18 protein-coding genes and 1 tRNA gene are annotated in these 18,956 nt (G+C 62.2%); 5 read left to right on the top strand and 14 right to left on the bottom strand.

Annotated elements, in window-relative coordinates; translation table 11 throughout:
• The 3 genes from ACYG9Y_RS27195 to rsfS all read right to left on the bottom strand — a co-directional run bounded on the left by ACYG9Y_RS27195 (position 1) and on the right by rsfS (position 2,404).
• Positions 1-1,359, bottom strand: a complete 1,359-nt coding sequence (locus ACYG9Y_RS27195) for a murein hydrolase activator EnvC family protein (RefSeq protein WP_023668700.1) — start codon at positions 1,357-1,359, stop codon at positions 1-3.
• Positions 1,360-1,481: 122 nt separating this feature from the next.
• Complete coding sequence (rlmH, locus tag ACYG9Y_RS27190) at positions 1,482-1,964, bottom strand: 23S rRNA (pseudouridine(1915)-N(3))-methyltransferase RlmH (RefSeq protein ID WP_023684125.1); 483 nt, start codon at positions 1,962-1,964, stop codon at positions 1,482-1,484.
• Positions 1,965-2,026: 62 nt separating this feature from the next.
• On the bottom strand, positions 2,027-2,404 hold the full coding sequence (gene rsfS, locus ACYG9Y_RS27185) for a ribosome silencing factor (protein ID WP_023668698.1): 378 nt from the start codon (positions 2,402-2,404) through the stop codon (positions 2,027-2,029).
• Between the two features lie 241 nt (positions 2,405-2,645).
• On the opposite strand from rsfS, the gene ACYG9Y_RS27180 reads away from it, so the two are divergent.
• Positions 2,646-3,500, top strand: coding sequence for a mechanosensitive ion channel family protein (locus ACYG9Y_RS27180; RefSeq protein WP_023736854.1), 855 nt, complete (start codon positions 2,646-2,648; stop codon positions 3,498-3,500).
• A 15-nt stretch (positions 3,501-3,515) separates the two neighbouring features.
• On the opposite strand, the gene ACYG9Y_RS27175 is transcribed toward ACYG9Y_RS27180, so the two are convergent.
• The 5 genes from ACYG9Y_RS27175 to obgE all read right to left on the bottom strand — a co-directional run bounded on the left by ACYG9Y_RS27175 (position 3,516) and on the right by obgE (position 9,208).
• A complete protein-coding gene (locus tag ACYG9Y_RS27175) occupies positions 3,516-4,784 on the bottom strand; it encodes an MFS transporter (protein WP_444849033.1) in 1,269 nt (422 codons plus the stop codon).
• Between the two features lie 85 nt (positions 4,785-4,869).
• The gene (locus ACYG9Y_RS27170; RefSeq protein WP_023700240.1) at positions 4,870-5,502 is read right to left on the bottom strand and encodes a nicotinate-nucleotide adenylyltransferase; all 633 of its coding nucleotides are present in this window, start codon (positions 5,500-5,502) and stop codon (positions 4,870-4,872) included.
• 203 nt (positions 5,503-5,705) lie between these two features.
• Positions 5,706-6,992, bottom strand: coding sequence for a glutamate-5-semialdehyde dehydrogenase (locus ACYG9Y_RS27165; RefSeq protein ID WP_023737904.1), 1,287 nt, complete (start codon positions 6,990-6,992; stop codon positions 5,706-5,708).
• Positions 6,993-6,995: 3 nt separating this feature from the next.
• On the bottom strand, positions 6,996-8,174 hold the full coding sequence (gene proB, locus ACYG9Y_RS27160) for a glutamate 5-kinase (protein WP_023737905.1): 1,179 nt from the start codon (positions 8,172-8,174) through the stop codon (positions 6,996-6,998).
• Between the two features lie 2 nt (positions 8,175-8,176).
• The gene (gene obgE, locus ACYG9Y_RS27155) at positions 8,177-9,208 is read right to left on the bottom strand and encodes a GTPase ObgE (RefSeq protein WP_023737906.1); all 1,032 of its coding nucleotides are present in this window, start codon (positions 9,206-9,208) and stop codon (positions 8,177-8,179) included.
• A 167-nt stretch (positions 9,209-9,375) separates the two neighbouring features.
• On the opposite strand from obgE, the gene ACYG9Y_RS27150 reads away from it, so the two are divergent.
• Positions 9,376-10,239: an endonuclease/exonuclease/phosphatase family protein gene (locus tag ACYG9Y_RS27150; protein ID WP_023700238.1), complete on the top strand. Its 864-nt coding sequence runs from the start codon at positions 9,376-9,378 to the stop codon at positions 10,237-10,239.
• A gap of 11 nt (positions 10,240-10,250) precedes the next feature.
• Here ACYG9Y_RS27150 and ACYG9Y_RS27145 read toward each other — a convergent pair whose 3' ends face one another.
• The 4 genes from ACYG9Y_RS27145 to ACYG9Y_RS27130 all read right to left on the bottom strand — a co-directional run bounded on the left by ACYG9Y_RS27145 (position 10,251) and on the right by ACYG9Y_RS27130 (position 12,593).
• Complete coding sequence (locus ACYG9Y_RS27145) at positions 10,251-10,784, bottom strand: GNAT family N-acetyltransferase (protein WP_023726145.1); 534 nt, start codon at positions 10,782-10,784, stop codon at positions 10,251-10,253.
• Positions 10,785-10,805: 21 nt separating this feature from the next.
• Positions 10,806-11,393, bottom strand: a complete 588-nt coding sequence (locus ACYG9Y_RS27140; RefSeq protein ID WP_023688901.1) for a GNAT family N-acetyltransferase — start codon at positions 11,391-11,393, stop codon at positions 10,806-10,808.
• A 132-nt stretch (positions 11,394-11,525) separates the two neighbouring features.
• Positions 11,526-11,795: a 50S ribosomal protein L27 gene (rpmA, locus tag ACYG9Y_RS27135; RefSeq protein ID WP_015315190.1), complete on the bottom strand. Its 270-nt coding sequence runs from the start codon at positions 11,793-11,795 to the stop codon at positions 11,526-11,528.
• Between the two features lie 99 nt (positions 11,796-11,894).
• On the bottom strand, positions 11,895-12,593 hold the full coding sequence (locus ACYG9Y_RS27130; RefSeq protein WP_023726143.1) for a 50S ribosomal protein L21: 699 nt from the start codon (positions 12,591-12,593) through the stop codon (positions 11,895-11,897).
• 369 nt (positions 12,594-12,962) lie between these two features.
• On the opposite strand from ACYG9Y_RS27130, the gene ACYG9Y_RS27125 reads away from it, so the two are divergent.
• Together ACYG9Y_RS27125 and ACYG9Y_RS27120 are read left to right on the top strand one after the other, a co-directional pair.
• Positions 12,963-13,052, top strand: a tRNA-Ser gene (locus ACYG9Y_RS27125).
• A 151-nt stretch (positions 13,053-13,203) separates the two neighbouring features.
• On the top strand, positions 13,204-14,283 hold the full coding sequence (locus tag ACYG9Y_RS27120) for a hypothetical protein (protein WP_156929803.1): 1,080 nt from the start codon (positions 13,204-13,206) through the stop codon (positions 14,281-14,283).
• A 136-nt stretch (positions 14,284-14,419) separates the two neighbouring features.
• Here ACYG9Y_RS27120 and ACYG9Y_RS27115 read toward each other — a convergent pair whose 3' ends face one another.
• The gene (locus tag ACYG9Y_RS27115; RefSeq protein ID WP_023737908.1) at positions 14,420-16,399 is read right to left on the bottom strand and encodes a putative bifunctional diguanylate cyclase/phosphodiesterase; all 1,980 of its coding nucleotides are present in this window, start codon (positions 16,397-16,399) and stop codon (positions 14,420-14,422) included.
• Between the two features lie 267 nt (positions 16,400-16,666).
• On the opposite strand from ACYG9Y_RS27115, the gene ACYG9Y_RS27110 reads away from it, so the two are divergent.
• Positions 16,667-17,713, top strand: coding sequence for a class I SAM-dependent methyltransferase (locus tag ACYG9Y_RS27110; protein ID WP_023737909.1), 1,047 nt, complete (start codon positions 16,667-16,669; stop codon positions 17,711-17,713).
• A gap of 276 nt (positions 17,714-17,989) precedes the next feature.
• Here ACYG9Y_RS27110 and ACYG9Y_RS27105 read toward each other — a convergent pair whose 3' ends face one another.
• Positions 17,990-18,883: an SDR family oxidoreductase gene (locus ACYG9Y_RS27105; RefSeq protein ID WP_023704933.1), complete on the bottom strand. Its 894-nt coding sequence runs from the start codon at positions 18,881-18,883 to the stop codon at positions 17,990-17,992.
• Positions 18,884-18,956: the final 73 nt, after the last annotated feature.

The following is an 18,956-nucleotide window of genomic DNA, read 5'->3' as shown; positions in this document are numbered from 1 at the left end:
TCACGTCCTTCCAGAGAAGCGGTCCGCCCACCATGGGGTCGGATCGACGGGTTTTCCATCCTTGCGGAACTCGACATAGAGTTCCGGCGTGGCATTTCCATTCTTCGAGGCCGAGGTGCTTGCCACCCGGGCCTCTCCCATCGCGCCGACCGGCTCTCCTGCGAGCACCGACTGGCCAGACGCGACGCTGATTCTGCTCATCCCCGCCAGGACGACATGATAGCCGTCTCCCGCATTGAGGATCAAGAGTTGACCATAGGAGCGAAAAGGCCCCGCATAAAGCACATTTCCGTCCGCCGGTGCCGTGACGATGGCTCCCGATTGTGTCGCAACCATGTCGCCAAGCATCACCGCGCCGTTACCGTCATCGGCCCCGAAACGCAGCTTGATCTTGCCGGTGACCGGCAGCGAGACTTGTCCCTGAAGTGCCGAAAACGGCGCGGCGGCGGTGAGGCGGTTGCCTTCCGGCACGGGCAGCGAAGCCAGCTCCGTCGACGCGGTTGTGCCTGCATCGGCGTTATCGGCGTCCGGCTTATCGCTGTCGGCCGCTTTCTGTTCGCCTGCCTTGACGGCATCCGCCGCCTTGCGGCTCTTGTCGGCTTCAAGCGAAGCGATCAGCTCTTTCAGGCTGCCGGCCTTGGCCGCAAGCGCCTGGGATCGCTGCTTTTCAGCGGCCATCGCCGTCCAGGTGTCAGCCTCGAGCTTCTGCTTGGCTTCGAGCAGCATGGAGAGGCGTTTCTTTTCCGCCGTCTGCTCGCCGACCGCCGCTGTCAGCCGCGTCCGCTCGGCCTCGATCGAGGCCGTCACCCGGGTCTGTTCCCTGAGGTCGGCCAGCAATTTGTCGGTCTGCTGGCGCAGTTCCGGCACCACTGCGCCGAGCAGGATGGCGCTGCGCACCGACGACAGTGCGTCTTCCGGCTTGACCAGGATCGCCGGCGGCGGATTGAGCCCCATGCGCTGCAGCGCCCCCAGCACCTCGGCCAGCACGTCGCGCCGCGCCGCCAGCGAGACACGGATCTTCTGTTCCTCGCCCTTCAGTCCTTCGAGCCTGGCGCCGATATCCTCGATGTCCTGGCCGAGCTTCTGCTCGGTCATCGCCGACTGGATAAGCGCCGCGGTGATCGAGGCATGGTCCTTCTTGACCGAAGCAATGTCGGCGGCGAGCTTGGCCAGCCGTTCGGACGACAGCGTGATCTCGGCCGACACCTTCTCATATTCGGCACGGCTCAGATCGGGGTCGGGCGCCACGTCCAGCGTATTTTCGGCCCGCGCAAGCCCGAGCGACAGCAAAACCACTGCTGCAGCGATGCCGCAGCGCGCGTGCCGGAAGCCCGTTCGTGATTTCCCGTTGTCAGCCATTGAAGCCCGACTCTATGCGTGGCTTCGTTAACGAACCATCAACCATGATCGAACCGAAGCCTAGCACAAAACAGCCGCGCATTGGGGCGGAAATCCGGACGATTGATCCTCGACCCACTGATTTACGAACGGTGGTAGGGATGTCCCGAAAGAATCGTTGCCGCCCGATAGAGCTGCTCGCCCAGCATGACGCGCACCAGTTGGTGCGGCCAGGTCGCCGCGCCGAACGAGACTATCAGCTCAGCCTGATCGCGAATCGACTGGTCGTGCCCGTCGGCGCCGCCAATGGCGATGACCAACGCCTTGCGTCCGCCATCGCGCAGCTGGCCGATACGGCTGGCGAAATCGTCTGAGGACAGGTTTTTGCCGCGTTCGTCGAGCAGGAACAGCGCCGTGCCCGGCTGCAGCTGTGCCTGCAGCTTCTGGCCTTCCTCGCGGCGGCGCTCATTGGCGTTCTGGGCTCGTCCCTCGGCGATCTCGGCGACACCAGAGAATTCGAACCCGATCGCCGGGCCGCTCTTGGCGAAACGCTCGAAATAGCGGTCGGCGAGTTCTCTCTCGGGGCCGGCCTTCATCCGGCCCACGGCATGAACTGCTATCTTCATCCCTGCCTCGGCGAGCTTTCAATCCATGTCGCACCCCGGATGGTTACGACATGAGACGGAGCTCAGTGCAAGGTCTCTTCCTCAAGGTCCGGCGCCTGCCACATCTTTTCAAGATTGTAGAATTCGCGGACTTCTGGGCGGAAGACATGGACGATGATGTCGCCTGAATCGATCAGGACCCAGTCGGCGCCGGACAGCCCCTCGACGCGCGCCGTGCCGAGACCGGCATCCTTGAGCGCCTTGAGCAGGTGGTCGGCGACAGCCGAGACATGACGGTGCGACCGGCCCGACGCGATGACCATATAGTCGCCGAGGCTCGATTTCCGCTGAATGTCGATTGAGACAATATTTTCGGCCTTGGAGTCTTCCAGACTGGCAAGGACTGTCTTGATGGCACGGGACACGGCGTCATCTACGCTGATCCTGGCCGGCGAAGGCATGACGTCAGCCTTCTTCCGCAATGCTGTTCTCAGTGTATTTCCTTTCGCAGCAAGAACAACCAAATCACCCACGAAATCAGGTGACACCCTATAGATAGGCAGAGTTCCCTTGCAGTTTCAAGACGGGAGGCCCTGCCACCGCGAACGCAGTGCACGACTTCCGGTTCCGGAGCCTTGAGAAAAATCGGAACCCATGGCCGCGGCAGGGGTTATCGACACACCCCCCAAACGGATTTTCCTGATGCCAATCGACCCCCAGAACACGCTGCTCACCGTGCAGGCTGGCCTTGCGCAACTCAGCACACTGATCGTTTCCTATTCCTTCTCCGCCATCGGCGCCATCATCCTGCTGGTCGTGGGCTATCTCGTCGCCGGGCTCGCAGAACGATCGATCTCAGCCGGCCTCGGCCATATCCATGGTTTCGACGCGACGCTGCGCCATTTCTTCTCGAAGATCGTGCGCTACGCCATCCTGATCCTGGTGGTCATCATGGTGCTCGGCCAGTTCGGCGTTCAGACGGCCTCGATCATCGCCGCCATCGGCGCCATCGGGCTGGCAATCGGCCTGGCGCTGCAAGGCACGCTGCAGAACATCGCCGCAGGCATCATGCTTCTGGCGCTCAGGCCATTCCGCATCGGCGAATATGTCGAGGTCGGCGCCATTTCCGGCACCGTCGAGGAAATCGGCCTGTTCGCCACCAAGCTCCGCACGACAGACGGCGTCTATGTGCTGGCGCCCAATTCGACGCTGTGGAACCAGCCGGTGCGCAATTTTACTCGCAACGGTGTGCGCCGCGGAGACATCACGCTGAGCATCGGCTCCTGGAACGACATCGACCTGGCGCAGAAAACCATGCTGGGCGTTGCCGGCGGCGAGCGCCGCGTCAAGCGAGAGCCGGCGCCGATCGCCTTCGTCGCCACGGTGGGCGATGCCAGCGTCGCCATCACCTTGCGCTACTGGACCACGGCGGCGGATTTCTTCGCCACCCAGATCGATCTCACCAAACGCGTCAAGCAGGCGTTCGACGCCGAAGCCATTTCGGTTCCCGCACCTCCGCCGGAGGCTCGACAGGAAACTGCCGCTACCAGGCAGTAGGAGCTGTGAAACCGTTCAGCGCTTATCTTCCGGGGCGTAGGCGAGCTCCACCGGCAGCGGCGCCTGCGCCGACATCGGCGCGAAACTGCTGGTCTCCGTAGCGGGGACGGCGCGCGTGGTGGCCACTCGCCACAGCACGAACAGGCAGAACACGGTGGCGATGATGATCGCCACATAGATGAAGGCCTGCGTTCCATAGACGGCCGACAGGGCCGTCACGATACCTGGTACGATGAAACCCGACAGCGACCAGGCAAACAGGAGCGAACTCGACAGCGCCACCATGTCGTCCTTGCCGGCGCGATCGGCGGCGTGTGCGCTGGCGAGCGAATAGATCGATTCCGAGGCGCCGTCCCAGATCACATAGATCACCACCAGCACCGCCAGAGCGCCACCGTCAAAGCCGATAGCCAGAATACCGGCAACGATGGCCAGTGCCGCAGCGCCGGCCAGCACGTAACGGCGATCGGTACGGTCGGAAATCCAGCCGAGCGGGATCTGCAGGATCAGCGTGCCGACGGGCATGGCCGACAAAAGCAGCGCCACATCGGCCTGGCTGTAGCCTTTGGCCGTGGCGTGGATCGGCGCAAAGCCGGCGATCGCCATCGACAGACCGCCAACGGCGAGCATGCCGGCCACTCCGACCGGCGAAATCCGCCAGGCGCGACCGAGCGCCACGGAGGCTGCGCGAGGTGGCGGCGGTTGAGCCAACCGCGTCATGCCGACCGGCAGGATCGACACCGCGGTGAAGGCAATGCCGATCAGCGGCGCCTGCGCCGTCGCGATGTCGACCGCCGCCAGCAGGGCATAGCCGACGCCAAGTCCGGCGACATAGGCGACGTAAAACACCGCCATCACCCGGCCGCGAATGGCGTTTGCGACGGCATCGTTGAGCCAGCTCTGGGCGACGATGAACAGGCCGCATATTGCAAAACCGTAAAGCGCGCGCGCCGCGATCCACAGCAATGGATAGGTGCCGGCGCCGATGGCGGCATTGGACAGCGCTATCAGCGCCGACAGCACCATGAAGGCGCGGGCGTGCCCGACGCGGCGCACCAGCGGCCCGGTCAGGATACAGCCGGCAAGCCCGCCGGCCGACAGGCCGGTGATGATCAGCCCGGCCCAGGTCGGATCGAAGCGCTCGACGCCAAGCCGGACCGGGATATAGGCGAACATCAACCCGTTGCCGACCGCGATCAGCGCCATCGACATGATTACGCTGGCAATGGCGATCACGGGCGCCGGCGGGGCGCCATGATTGTGGTCGATGTCGGTCTGGTTCACTGAATTGGCCATATCCAGCGCAGCATCGCCCAGCGGATCGCGAAAGGCCGCCGTAAAAGCGACATCGGCGATCTGGCCTTACGAGTTACCCCTTGGCTTGCTTGCGAATAGCACTCGATGACAGCGACGAACGCGGGCCGTGAATAAAAGTCCAGGCCGGCGCCTTCATGCGGGCGAGCCGGGGCGCGTCACCCTCGTCGACGCGGGCATAGTCGAAGGTCTTGGCCACGACCGAGGACAGGAAGGACAGCGTCGCGCCCGGGCGGTCGATGACCGCGATGGGGAAGGTCATGACGATCTGGCGCCAGCGCTGCCAACGGTGGAAATCGCGGAGTGAGTCGGCGCCCATGATCCAGACGAAGTCGACGCCGGGATTGCGTGCCTTGACCAGCGCCAGCGTGTCGGCGGTGAAGCGAATATGATGCGCCGCCTCGAAGGCGGTGACCTTGATCTTCGGGTTCTTGGCGATCTGCTCCGACTGCAGCAGCCGGTCGCTCAGCGGCGCCAATTCCCTGGTGCTCTTCAGCGGATTGCCTGGCGTCACCATCCACCAGAGCTGGTCGAGCGCCAGCCGCCTGAGCGCGATTTCCGCCACCAGCGCATGGCCGGCATGCGGCGGGTTGAACGAGCCGCCGAACAGACCGACGGCAAGGCCTTTCTCGGCATGCGGCATGCGGAGGTAGTGCGAGGGGATGGCGGGCTGAAGGGACGACAGCATGGTGCTAGGCACCCCCCTCTGCCCTACCGGGCATCTCCCCCGCAAGGGGGGAGATCAGCAGCTTCGGCAAAGGCACTTTTCTTGCAACGTTAGTGATTGGCGAAAGCGGAAGAAAAAGCTGATCTCCCCCCTTGCGGGGGAGATGTCCGGCAGGACAGAGGGGGGTGTCTGGGCTCAATGCCTCAAGCCCTGACGCGAATGATTCAAGGCCTCACCTGTCCCGACCCGCGCACGCGGTATTTGAACGAGGTCAGCTGTTCGACGCCAACCGGTCCGCGCGCATGCATCTTGCCGGTGGCGATGCCGATCTCGGCGCCCATGCCGAATTCGCCGCCATCGGCGAACTGCGTCGAGGCATTGTGCAAAAGGATCGCCGAGTCGATCTCGTTGAAGAACCGCTCGACCGCTTTGGTATCCTCGGCGATGATCGCCTCGGTGTGGTGTGAGGAGAACGTCTCGATATGGTCGATGGCACCGGCAATTCCGTCTACCAGCTTTACCGCGATGATGGCCTCGAGATATTCGGTCACCCAGTCGGCATCGGTCGCCGGCTTGGCGTCGAAGAACAGCTTCATCACTTCCTGATCGGCATGGATCTCGCAGCCGGCGGCGCGTAGCGCGTCGAGGATCGGCACCAGATGCGTGGAGGCCACCGCGCGGTCGACCAGCAAAGTCTCTGCAGCGCCACAGACACCGGTGCGCCGCATCTTGGCGTTGACGGCGATCCTGACCGCCATGTCGAGATCGGCCGAGCGGTCGATGTAGAGATGGCAGATGCCTTCAAGATGGGCAAAGACCGGCACCCGCGCCTCGCTCTGGACGCGCCCGACCAGGCTCTTGCCGCCCCGCGGAATGATGACGTCGAGATTGCCGGAAAGCCCTTTCAGCATCTCACCGACGGCGGCGCGGTCAGTGGTCGGCACCAACTGGATGGCGTCTTCGGGCAGGCCGGCGGCCTTCAACCCCTCGACCAGGCAGGCATGGATGGCGGCGGACGAATTGAGCGAGTCCGAGCCGCCGCGCAGGATCACCGGATTGCCGGCCTTGAGGCAGAGTGCGCCGGCATCCGCCGTCACATTCGGCCGGCTTTCATAAATGACGCCGACAACGCCGAGCGGCGTGCGCACGCGCTCGATCTGCAGGCCGTTGGGGCGATCCCAGGCCGCGATCACATCGCCGACCGGGTTCCTGAGCTCGGCGATTTCACGTATGCCATCCGCCATGGCACGGGTGCGCGCCGGATCGAGCTTCAACCGGTCCATGAAGGAGCCGGACAAGCCCGATTCGTGTCCGTTAGAGACATCGATGGCGTTGGCATCGAGAATCTGCTGCTGGCGCGCGATGATCGCGTCGGCCATGGCGAGAAGTGCGGCATCCTTGGCGGCGGCGGTCGCAATCGCCAACGGTCGGGCGGCCGCGCGGGCGCGGCGGCCGATATCAGCCATCAGCGCGACGGTGTCATCCCCGGATTGTTCATGCAACTTCAGCATGTCTCATCCTCCGCTTACCTCGCCCCCGGCCCATAGCTGGCCGGCAGGCCGTATCTGGTCACCCGGATCGCTCACCACCAGATCGTCCCTGTGAATCATCGCCGAGCGCGCCTCGTAGCCGAGCACGGTTTCGATCTCGGCGGTCTTCAGGCCTGCGATCCTTACGGCATCGGCGGCATCATAGGCAACCAGCCCGCGCGCGATCTCGCGCCCGTCGGGCGACAGGATCGCCACCGTGTCGCCACGCGAGAAATTGCCGCTGACCAGCCTGACGCCCGCCGGCAGCAGCGATTTGCCGGACAGCAGCGCACCGATGGCGCCGGCGTCGACGGTGAGCCGCCCGGCCGGTTCGAGCTGGCCGGCGATCCAGGTCTTGTAGCCTTTCACCGGATTGGCGCTCGGCCTGAAGAAGGTGGCGCGCTCGCCACGCTCAATCGCCATCAGTGGCGACAGCCTGGTGCCCGAGGTGATGATCATGGCGGTGCCGGCGGCGGTGGCGATCTTGCCGGCATCGAGCTTGGTGCGCATGCCGCCGCGCGACAGTTCGGAAGCGGCCGCCCCCGCCATTGCTTCGATATCGGGTGTAATGCGGTCGACCACCGGAATGAATTTCGCAGCGGGATCGCGCGCCGGCGGCGCCGTATAGAGCCCGTCAATGTCGGAGAGCAGCACCAGCAGGTCGGCGCCCATCATGGTCGCCACCCGGGCCGCCAGCCGGTCATTGTCGCCATAGCGGATTTCGGAGGTCGCCACCGTGTCGTTCTCATTGATGACCGGCACCGCCTTCATCTTGAGCAGCGTCGAGATCGTCGCGCGGGCATTCAGATAGCGACGGCGCTCCTCGGTGTCGCCGAGCGTCAGCAGGATCTGGCCCGATTTCAGCGAGCCCTTGCCCAGCGCATCCGACCACGCGCCGGCCAGCGCGATCTGGCCGACGGCCGCAGCCGCCTGGCTTTCTTCCAGCTTCAATGCCCGTTTGCCGAGACCGAGAATGGTCCGGCCGAGCGCAATGGCGCCGGAGGACACGACCAGGATCTCGGCGCCGCCCTTGGCCAGCACTGCAATATCCTCGGCAAGCGAAGCCAGCCAGTCGCGCTTCAGGCCGCTGGTGCGGTCGACCAGCAAGGCCGAACCGATCTTGACCGTGATGCGCCGGTATTTTGTCAGCGACTGCGCCGTCATCGCTATCGGTCCCAGCGGGTCTCGACGGGAGCGGCGGCCCTGTCGCGCGCTTCGCCGACAACCGCCATCAGCGCGCGCAGCACCGCTTCGACGCCCTCGCCGGTGGCCGCCGACAGCAGCATCGGCGCGCGGCCGGCAGCGCGTTTGAGCGACGCAACCTTCTTCTTGCGCTCATCGGCGTCAAGGATATCCACCTGGCTGAGCGCGACGATTTCGACCTTCTCGATCAGCCCATTGCCATAGGCGTCGAGCTCGGCGCGCACGGTCTTATAGGCTTTGCCCGGATTTTCCTCGTGCGCCGAAACCAGATGCAAAAGCACACGCGTGCGCTCGACATGGCCGAGGAACCGGTCGCCGATGCCGACACCCTCATGCGCGCCCTCGATGAGGCCCGGAATGTCGGCGATGACGAATTCGCGCGCATCGATCCGGGCAACGCCGAGACCTGGATGCAGCGTGGTGAAGGGGTAGTCGGCGATCTTTGGCTTGGCCGCAGTGACGGTTGCCAGAAAAGTCGACTTGCCGGCATTGGGCAGCCCGACCAGGCCGGCGTCGGCAATCAGCTTCAGCCGCAGCCAGACATTCATCTCTTCGCCGGGCTGGCCCGGATTGGCGCGGCGAGGCGCCTGGTTGGTCGAGGTCTTGAAATGCTGGTTGCCGAAACCGCCATTGCCGCCCTTGGCCAGCAGGAAGCGCTGGCCGACCACGGTCAGGTCGCAGATCAGCGTCTCATTGTCCTCGGCAAACACCTGGGTTCCGGCCGGCACCTTGAGCGTCACATCGGCGCCCTTGGCGCCGGTCATGTTGCGGCCCATCCCGTGGACACCAGTCTTGGCCTTGAAATGCTGCTGATAGCGATAGTCGATCAGCGTGTTGAGACCGTTGACCGCTTCCAGCCAGACATCGCCGCCGCGGCCGCCGTCGCCGCCATCCGGGCCGCCGAACTCGATGAATTTTTCGCGCCGGAACGACACAGAGCCGGCGCCACCGTCGCCGGAGCGGATATAAACCTTGGCTTGATCGAGAAATTTCATTGGACTACGCAGTTTCTGTTGGCCTTGCGGCTTTGCTCTAGATCTTGCGCCTTGCTCTAAACCAAGGCGCGGCCAAGGGCGAGGCCGTTTTGCGACTAAAGCGCCGGATGCCCTTTTGTCGGGGACGCGGTAGCAGTGTTCGCGGACGGAGCTTGAGGGGCGCGGGAATGAAGGTTGTGAGCTACAACATCCAGTACGGTATCGGTCTGGATGGCCGCTACGATCTCGGCCGCATCACCGAGGCGGTTCGCGGCGCCGACGTGATCGCGCTGCAGGAAGTGACCCGCAACAATCCGAGGAACGGCAACCGCGACATGGTCGCCGAGATCGGCGAGGCGCTGCCCGAATATTTTGCCGCCTACGGCAGCAATTTCGAGGTCAATGTCGGCTCGCGCCTGGAGGCCGGCCGCGCCATCACCACCACTTTCCAGCTCGGCAACATGGTGCTGTCGAAGACGCCGATCCATCTGTCGCGCAATCTGCTTTTGCCGCGCAGCCGCAGCCTTGAGGCGATGAACTTCCAGCGCGGCGCACTCGAGGCGCTGGTCGAGACCCCGCTCGGCTTCATCCGCTTCTATTCCACGCATCTTGACCATCGCAGTCCGGTTGAGCGCGCCAGCCAGATCAGGTTCCTGCGCCAGCGCCTGTTGAACTATGCCTTCGAGGGCGGCGGTCTCTCCGGCATTCCCGAGATCGGCCTGCCGGACCTGCCCTATCCCGAAGCCTTCATAGTCATGGGCGACTTCAACATGCTGCCCGGCTCGCCCGAATATGTCGAACTCGTCGGCCGCCCGGACCATGAATTCGGCATGCCGCTGACCGCCGATCTCGCCGTCGACGTCGCCCAGCGCCTGAACACACCAGACGTCGTCACCTGGGTCGATCCCACGCGACCCGAAGACACAAGCCGCCACAAACGCATCGACTACATCTTCACCTCGGCCTCGCTCGCCGGATCGCTGAAGCGCCTGTGGGTCGACCGTGAAGCGGTCGGCTCGGACCATCTCCCGATTTGGGTCGAGATGGGCTGACCGGCGATTGTTCATCTGCCGGCGTTTTTGCGGTCGACGATCGCCATCATGATCGCATCGACGTATCGGCCGTCGATCTTGACCGCGTCACGCTGCACACCCTCGGTGACAAACCCGACCTTGTAGTAGAGGGAGATGGCGCGGGCATTGTCGGAATGCACGGAAAGCTCGATGCGGACGAAGCCGATGTTGCGTGCTTCCGTCAAGGCGGCATTGATAAGCCGCAGTCCCAGACCACGTCCTCGATAGTCCGGCACAATTCCCATTCCAAGGGTGCCGCGATGAGCATGTATCTGCCGGTCATGCCGTGAGATATCGCACCAACCGACAACCTCGCCACGAACAACCGCCACGAACCCTGGGTCGCCTCTCCCGATGCGGTCCACTATGAATGTTCGGGTTTGATCGAGCGGCGGCGCTTCCAGGAAAGACGGGTACTTCCGCTCACGCGCAACGATGTCGAGCGCCTGGTGAAAACTCTCGACATCGCGCGGCGTCATCGGCGCAATCGTGACTGCTTCGATATCGTTGCTATAATCGGCCATCGGCTTGATCGGAACAAACCATCAGAAGTGGACCCAGTTGCGCAGGCTGATCCAGGTCTTTCTGTCCAGCCGGTACCGCTCGACCGGCACCTGGCCGGCGACGATCGAGTTCAGCATGCCCTGGCCGGCATACTGGAAGCCGCATTTGTGGATGACCCGGCGCGAGGCCGGATTGATCACCCGCGTCGAAGCCTGCAGCACCTGGATCGACGTCCGTTGGAAGGCGAGGTCGACCAACGCGTGCGCGGCCTCCGTCGCATAGCCGCGCTTCCAATAGGGCTCGCCGATCCAGTAGCCGAGTTCCAGCCCGCGATCGGTCATGTTGAGGCCGGCGCAGCCGACGAAAATGTCGGTGCCGGCGAGCGTCAGGGCGTAGGCGATGCCGGCCCGGCGCGACCGGGTCATGGCCAGGAAGGCGCGTGCCTCGGCCTCGCCATAGGGGTGCGGCATGCGGGCCAGCATCTCGGCGACATGACGGTTGTCGGCAAGCTCGACCAGTTGCGCGATATCGGCTTCGCAGGGAGCGCGCATCACCAGCCGCTCCGTGGCCAGCACCGGGCAATCTATCGCGTAACTTTCGTCTTCGGTGTCTTCCGCTTCGGCAACCATTCGACGTCCTCCAGGCAAGAAAAAAGGGGAGATGGAAAACCCATCTCCCCTGATCCTTTTCCTGGCTCCATTCACTGGTTTGGCCAGACACCGGTTCCCGAGATGGGCGCCGGTTTTATAGTGCGGAACCGGCTACTCCGCGGCTTTGGTAATCGGGTTGACCGATACGTAGGTTCGGCCGTTGGCTTTTTTGTTGAAGGTGACTGCGCCGGTCTCGAGCGCAAAAAGGGTGTGGTCCGTGCCCATGCCGACATTGACGCCGGGATGCCAGGTGGTGCCGCGTTGACGGATGATGATGTTGCCCGGGATGACGGCTTCGCCGCCGAACTTCTTCACGCCCAGACGCTTGGAATGCGAGTCGCGACCGTTGCGCGACGAGCCGCCAGCTTTCTTGTGTGCCATCTAACTAACTCCGATGCGCCCTGGGGCGCTTGAATGGTCTTATGAACGCGTTCGCGTTCCGTTTCAAGTCCGATCCGGCGACCTTGTCGCCGGTTCGTTTTACTTCTTCGCCAGTTCCTTGGCCTGCTCGCGCCAGTCGTTGATCTGGTCGGTGCTGAAGGGCATGTGCGCGTCGATCTTGGCCACGTCCTTGTCCGACAGCTTGGCAAGCTGGGCGAAGGTGGTGATGCCCTGCTCGTGCAGCTGGCCGGCGGCAACCGGGCCGATGCCCTTGATCACGGCCAAATCGTCCGGCTCGCCCTTCGGCGCCTTGAACAGCGGCGCGGCGACGGCGGTCTCCGTCTTGGCTTCATCCTTCGGAGCAGCCTCGGCTTTGGCTTCCTTCTTCGCCTTGGCTTCCTTCGGCGCGGCCTCGGCCTTCGCCTCGGGCGCTACGTCAGCCTTGACTTCCACCTTGGCTGCGGCCTTCTTGGAAGGCTTGGCGCCACCCAGCAGGATCTCGGCGATCCGCACGGTGGTCAGAAGCTGGCGGTGGCCGATCTTGCGGCGCGAATTCTGCCGGCGGCGCTTCTTGAAAGCGATGACGGTGCGGTTCTTGCCCTGCTCGACGACTTCCGCCGTGACCAGAGCGCCATCGACGAACGGGGCGCCGAAGGTGACATTTTCGCCTTCGCCATGGGCGAGGACGCTGCCGATTTCGACGATATCGCCGACATTGGCTTCGAGCTTCTCGATCTTCAGGAGATCGTTGGCGGCAACGCGATACTGCTTACCGCCCGTTTTAATGACTGCGAACATTTTTTGCCTTTCGCTGTTCGGTCGGCCTCGATGAGCCGCGTCACGCGGTTCGGCCGTCTTTTTGTCAGTCTGCGGGTTCGAAAAACAAGCGGCGTGGAAGAACCCTCCACGCCGATTGCGCGCTTCCCCTAACCGAAGGTTCGGTACGAGTCAAGGCAAACGGGCGGAATCCTTGGCCACGCCGCCTCCTTGCCGCCCCCGATCTCTCCGGTCGAGGACCGGTTGGCCCCATCTGCCGACGTGGCCGCAACGCAGCCCTCCAGACAGAGCCCGCACAGGAAGCTGAATTCCCCCGCGGATTTGGCCTTGTAACCTGCCCGCCCAGCCGTTATCTAGTGCGCCGCGCCGGCAACGGCCGACCATGACCGCGGAGAGGTGGCAGAGTGGTCGAATGCACCGCACTCGAAATGCGGCATGGGTGCAAGCCCATCGGGGGTTCGAATCCCTCCCTCTCCGCCAAAAACTATCGATGTCATTAACTTACTGGTTTTATTGCCATTCGAGTGGATGGCCATGGGAGCGGTGCCCCACTGCGGTGCCCCAAGATTTCATATAGGCTACAGGCTCGATTCGTTATCGCCTTCCGTTGGCGGGGACTAGATTCGTATGTTTGCATTTTCAAAGCGTTGGGGCTGGCGCCTTATTTGGCACGAATACCGGCAACATCTATTGCGAGATGGACGGTCCTGAGACGGGGTTTAGCATACGTATCCGCTTCATGGACCAAACATTTGGATTAGCAGTGTATGAAGGCAGGGGGAGCTTTGATGGCTCAGCCCTTCGCTTTGCAGCGACGCCCGTTCAGGCTGAATCAGGCGTAAAAGTTGCCCCTATCAAAGGAAAGGGCGATCTAAATTCAAAGGGCTCCATATCCGGCGACTGGGAATCAGAGCTTGGCACCGCCGGCACATTTGTCCTTCACCCTCATGACCCCACAGACCCGGTTAGCCTGATAGAGACTACAAACGAACTTGCCGAAACGATTCACACCGAGAACAGGACACTCGGATCGATCCGTCTTTATAGGGCCGACTTCGAGGAAATGGTGGCGGCAGTCCGCAAGGACTTCAAGGCCGGCCAATTATTTGTAACATTCAGCGACCGGAAGACAAAGCGAACCATGACTGTCGAGCAGTTCATGGAGGCCAGCAAGAATCTTTCAACAATTACTTATCTGAGGCTAAATGTTCAAGAGAGAGAAAGTCCCAACATTAATCGGATCGCCATGGTCGAGTTGGATTCGAGCGGCGAGAACGCAATTCTAGTTCAGGGTGGACAAGAATCGTGGGCCAGAGGTGAAGCGGATTTCCTCAAATCGATCGCGGAACGCGGGCTTACAAGAACAATCACCTCTATCAAGAAATTTGGGCTCAACATAAATGGACTGATGTTCGTCATCGGACTCGCGGCTTTGCCCGACTTGACCTTTGGGAAGAGGCTGCTTTTTCTCGCAATCCTGTTTACCATCATGGTGGTCATAATGGATCTGCACAAAGCCTTTGTCAGCAATGCGTTGATCTTCATGAACGAGGAACGGCCCCGAACTCTAAGGATTTATTCGGAGCAAGTTGTTTCGGTGATTATCGCCACGCTAGCCGGCACGCTTGCAGCAGCAGCGTACGGTGCCCTCAGTGGGAAGCTCGCCGGCGCTTTGCAAGCTATCGGCGCATTCTTCGTCGCCAATCCTTAGATCGCGGCGCTCGTGAGAAAAGTCGTCATTTCTTACCCAAAGGGATTTCGAAACCTAGTTCATCAAGCTGCTGAGATCATCTCCTTATCTCCAGTCTCAGCATTTGGCATCGTGCCGGTCGTCGATCGGGCTGCCGCTAGGCAACGAGGCCTTGCCTGATCTGGTTTACGTCTTCGATCGGCACGGGATGCCCGGTGAGGAAGCCCTGCATCAAATTTACCCCCAGGCGCTGCAGCAATATGTACTGCTCCTCCGTTTCGACGCCCTCGGCGAGCACGACATGGCCGAGATTGCGAAGCAGCCCGACCATGTCCCGCAACAGGCTCAAGCCACGAGACGTCTGGCAATCGTGGAGGAAGCTGCGATCAATCTTGACCACGTCGAATTTGAAGCGGCGGAGCCATGTCAAGCCGGCAAATCCCGTTCCGAAGTCGTCCAGCCAGATCTGAACGCCGAGTTTTCGCAACCGCTCCACGTTTCTTACCGCTTGCGCCTCCAGAAAGATGTCACTGCCTTCGGTGATTTCGATGGCCAGTTTCTGGGGCGCAAGGCCGTGCCTGCCAAGAATCTCGGTGATCCGGAGTGAAAAGTTAGGAGCCTTGAGCTGAAGAACGGAGACGTTCACCGTCACGACCGAGCCCAATCCGTATTCCGCCATGTCACCGCAGGCTCGATCGATCAGCCACGTACCCAGTTCCACGATCGCTCCGGTCTGCTCGGCAACGGGTATGAATACGGACGGACTGATCATGGTGCCGTCGAAGTCGCATACCCGCATCAGACTCTCGTGCCCCAGCACGCGTCCCGACGCCAGCTCGCGAATTGGCTGGTAAGCGACAGAAACGAGCTGGTTGGAAACTGCCACCTTCAGCAGTTCTGAAAGATTTTCGCCGGAGCGATCCTGGCTGGTGGCGTGCGGGTCGTAAATCGTGAACGTAGCCCGACCGGCAAACTTGGACGCGTAGAGTGCGCGGTCAGCTTCCTGCAGCAGGATTCTAAGCTCTATGCTCTGATCGGCGCGCGTCAACGACGCCCCGGCACTGATCGTTACGATGTTGAGCTTGTCGCCCCGATCAGGGTGGTAGATATCCAAATCCTCTACAGCGCGACAGAATTTCTTCGTTATCTCATGAAGGTGAGCCCGCCCGGTGACCTTGCAGAGAATGACGAATTCTTCTCCGCCATAGCGGGCCGCGATGGCGTTGTTGGCAGCCGCCATCTCGGAAAGGACATGGGCGAGTTTGATCAGGCAATCGTCGCCGGCCTGATGACCAAGTCCGTCATTGAACCTTTTGAAGTAGTCGACGTCGATCAGAATGAGGCCTATCTCGTCGTCGTCCGCGGCCCAGTCTTCGCGCAGCTCCGAGAATTCTCGAATGATCGCCCTGCGGTTCTTCATTCCCGTGAGCGGATCGGTGTCGGCGATTTCAGTTAGCTTTTGCCCCTTCTTGATAGCAGCCTGCTCCTGGAATTGTGCCCGAAGCGCGTGCAGGAAAGTCTGGTACCGCTCCAGACTCAGCCGCCACGAAAGATAAAGCGACAAGACGAGGCAGTTCACGAAATAGGCCGACAACACGACCCGACCGGCGATGTCGGCCTGAAGGGAGAACATCGCGGCGTACACAAAGCTTGCGGCGACCGTCGCGGAGGCAAGGGCTGAAAGCCAAAAACGGAAGTTGAAGAACAGATTCGCACCCAGGATGAACACGGTGCCAAAAACCATGAAATGGGAGAGGGCATCCTGATGCTCTGTTCCAACAGCGGAGACGAGCCACCCAAGGGCACCGGAGACAATCGCCAGCGCTGCTACAAGGTGCAAGGTGGCAAGGGCAAAGCCCCGTCGGGCGACAAATTCGACAAGCGCCAGGGAAGTGATCCCTAGCGTAACGCGCGTCAAAACAAGCCGGCCGGCGACATCCGGAAAGAGAAACCAATCGAAAAGGCCATAGGCCACATAGCTGAATACAGCAGCCGCAATACCCCATCGCACAAGGCTGCGATTCTCATCGGCATCCTTCTGCAGGAACAGTGTCAGGAGTTCCGGATCGGCGGAATGCCACCGCGGACGTCCAATCGCTGCCGCCACCTTCTGGGCAACGTCCTCGCTCAGTTGCATCGCAACGCTCCTCCGCGATCTGCAGTAGCGAATGCAACAGCCGACGTCGCCTGCGGTTGGGGAATGAAGACGTCCCTGTCCGCAAGAAAAGTCAGATGTCGCTAACCGAGGGTAAACGGGCGGTTCGGATTTAGCCAGTTTGCAGGATTGATGGCCATTCCGTTGATTCAAATTTTACTAAAATTTTATTAAAATTGTTAGCATTGGTTGGCGGCGCACCTATGCTGCTGGCCGGGGACCGGGGCGGTAAACCGGAGAGTAAACGGCATGCCTATCAAGCCAAAACTGCAGCTCGACCAATACAGCCTGGTCACCACCAGGCTGATGAAGAAACATGTTGCGACCTCCGAAGAGGCGGCTGACTCCGACGAGTTGAGGGACAGCACGGCCCAGCTCGCCCTGATACTGGACCTTGCTCATCAAGCCTTTGCGCGAAACAAACCGGCCGCCCCCGTCGTCCATCGTTTGGCGGGGCGACTCCACAAGCTCCGCCGGCAGGTTGCTACCGCGGTTTGGCAGAAACTCGTTCCTTTGGCTCAGCAGCATCGGGTCGCGGAATATTTGCTCCAGGACCCGTTCACGCGGTGGTCGGTCGAAAAACCGCGCGGGTATTCGGGCGATGCAGGCCTGCTGGATATTTACTACAAGCATCCGATCGCCGACGAGATCGTGGCCTCGTCTACCTTACTTGGTCGGCAAATCTATGCGTACACCAGTGAAGCTGCCAGTTCGGTGGCGGGGCGCGAGCGGCGGGATATTCTGGCCAGGACCGTGGACGAGACGGCCAGCAGTGTGGAAAAGGCTGAGGTGCTGGCGATTGCCTGCGGCCACCTCAGGGAAGCCGAACGCTCCGACGCGTTGACCAGGCATAAACTGCAGCGTTGGATCGGCCTGGATCAGGACCCCGTCAGCGTAGCCACGGTGAACCACGACTTTGCCGGCACGGCAGTCGAGGCAGTCCAGGGTTCCGTACGCGGCATCCTGCGCCGCGCCTACGCCCTTGGCACATTCGATCTAGTCTACGCATCGGGGCTTTACGATTACCTGCCGCGTGCCATCGGCGTCCGCCTGCTTCAAAGAGCCATGGAACTCGTCAAGCCCGGTGGCGAATTCCTGTTTGCCAATTTCAGCGACGAGATAACGACGGATGGTTACATGGAGACTTTCATGGATTGGCCGCTCATCCTACGTTCGGCCGACGATATGTGGGACATCATCAATGCCGCCCTCGGCGGGAGTCCTTTCGACGCGAAAGTCTACTATGGCTCGAACCGGAATATCGTTTACGGCAAGGTGAGGAAGGGCGATCTCTAACTAGGCGCGGGAATCGCGCGCGCATCCCCGTAACAAGGTAGGTCTGCCATGACGAGGCCATGCCTTCGCCGGCTTTCCGGCGACGGGCGAGCAGGTCGTCCGGGCTGCGGGCGGCCTACGCCGTGTTCGTTCTGCTTGCCGCCATACAGATGTGGCGGCGGTTCCAGCAGCACGACGGTGCTGCCCGCTCGGCGGGCTGCGTCTGGCCGTGTTGCTGGCACTGCCGCTGATCGCCAGGCTGTCGGTCGTGCAATGCAACGCGACTGGCCGGCCTGATCAGGCCTCGAAATAGCCGGGACGGTCGAGATCGGCGATGAGCCCAAGCCCGGTCGGCTGCCATCCCAGCGCAGTGCGGGTCTGCTCACTTGACGCCGACAAGTCCCTGCCGATGAAATGCCCGAGAAAGCCGAAATGCGCAGCCGCCTCCTCGGGGCCTATGGAAACGACCGGCAGGCCGAGCCGGCGGCCGATGATCTCGGCGATCTCTTTGCTCGCCACGCCCTGTTCGGCAACCGCATGATAGCTGACGCCGCCCGCCCCCTTCTCCAGCGCCAGCCTGTACAGGGTGGCGGCGTCGAACCGGTGCACCGCCGCCCAGCGATTTGCGCCGTCGCCGACATAGGCCGAGACGCCCTTTTCACGCGCAATGGCAATCAGCATCGGCACGAAACCGTGATCGCCCTCGCCATGGACGGTCGGCGCCAGCCGCACCGTCGATGCGCGCACCCCGCGCGCTGCGAGCGCCACGGCCGTTGCTTCCGAAGCGCGCGGCATGGAGACCGATGGAGGCGCAGGTTTGTCGTCTTCGGTTGCCGGCCTTCCCTGAGCAAAACCGGCGAGTCCGGAGGTGACAAGCAGCGGCCGCTCGGAACCCTCGAGCGCCGCGCCGAGCGTTTCGATGGCGCGCTGGTCAACTGCGCAACTGGCGGCGAATCTCGAAAAGTCGTGGTTGAAGGCCGTGTGGATGACGCCATCCGATTGGGCAGCGCCGCTGCGCAGGCTCTCGAAATCCTCGATATCGCCGCGATGCGCCTCGGCGCCCGCGGCCACGATCGACTCCGCACCTGCTTCCGACCGCGCGAGGCCAAGCACCTGATGGCCCGCCCCGAGCAATTCCCGCACAACAGCCGAACCGACAAAACCGGTAGCCCCGGTAACGAACACACGCATGATCATTTCTCCTTGGTTTTCGGCGAAGGCCGTACAGGCAGCCCGTTGCCGAAGGAGATAGAAGGTTGCGATC

The organism is Mesorhizobium sp. W050, from assembly GCF_054719535.1.
This window is presented reverse-complemented; position numbering and strand designations above follow the sequence as displayed.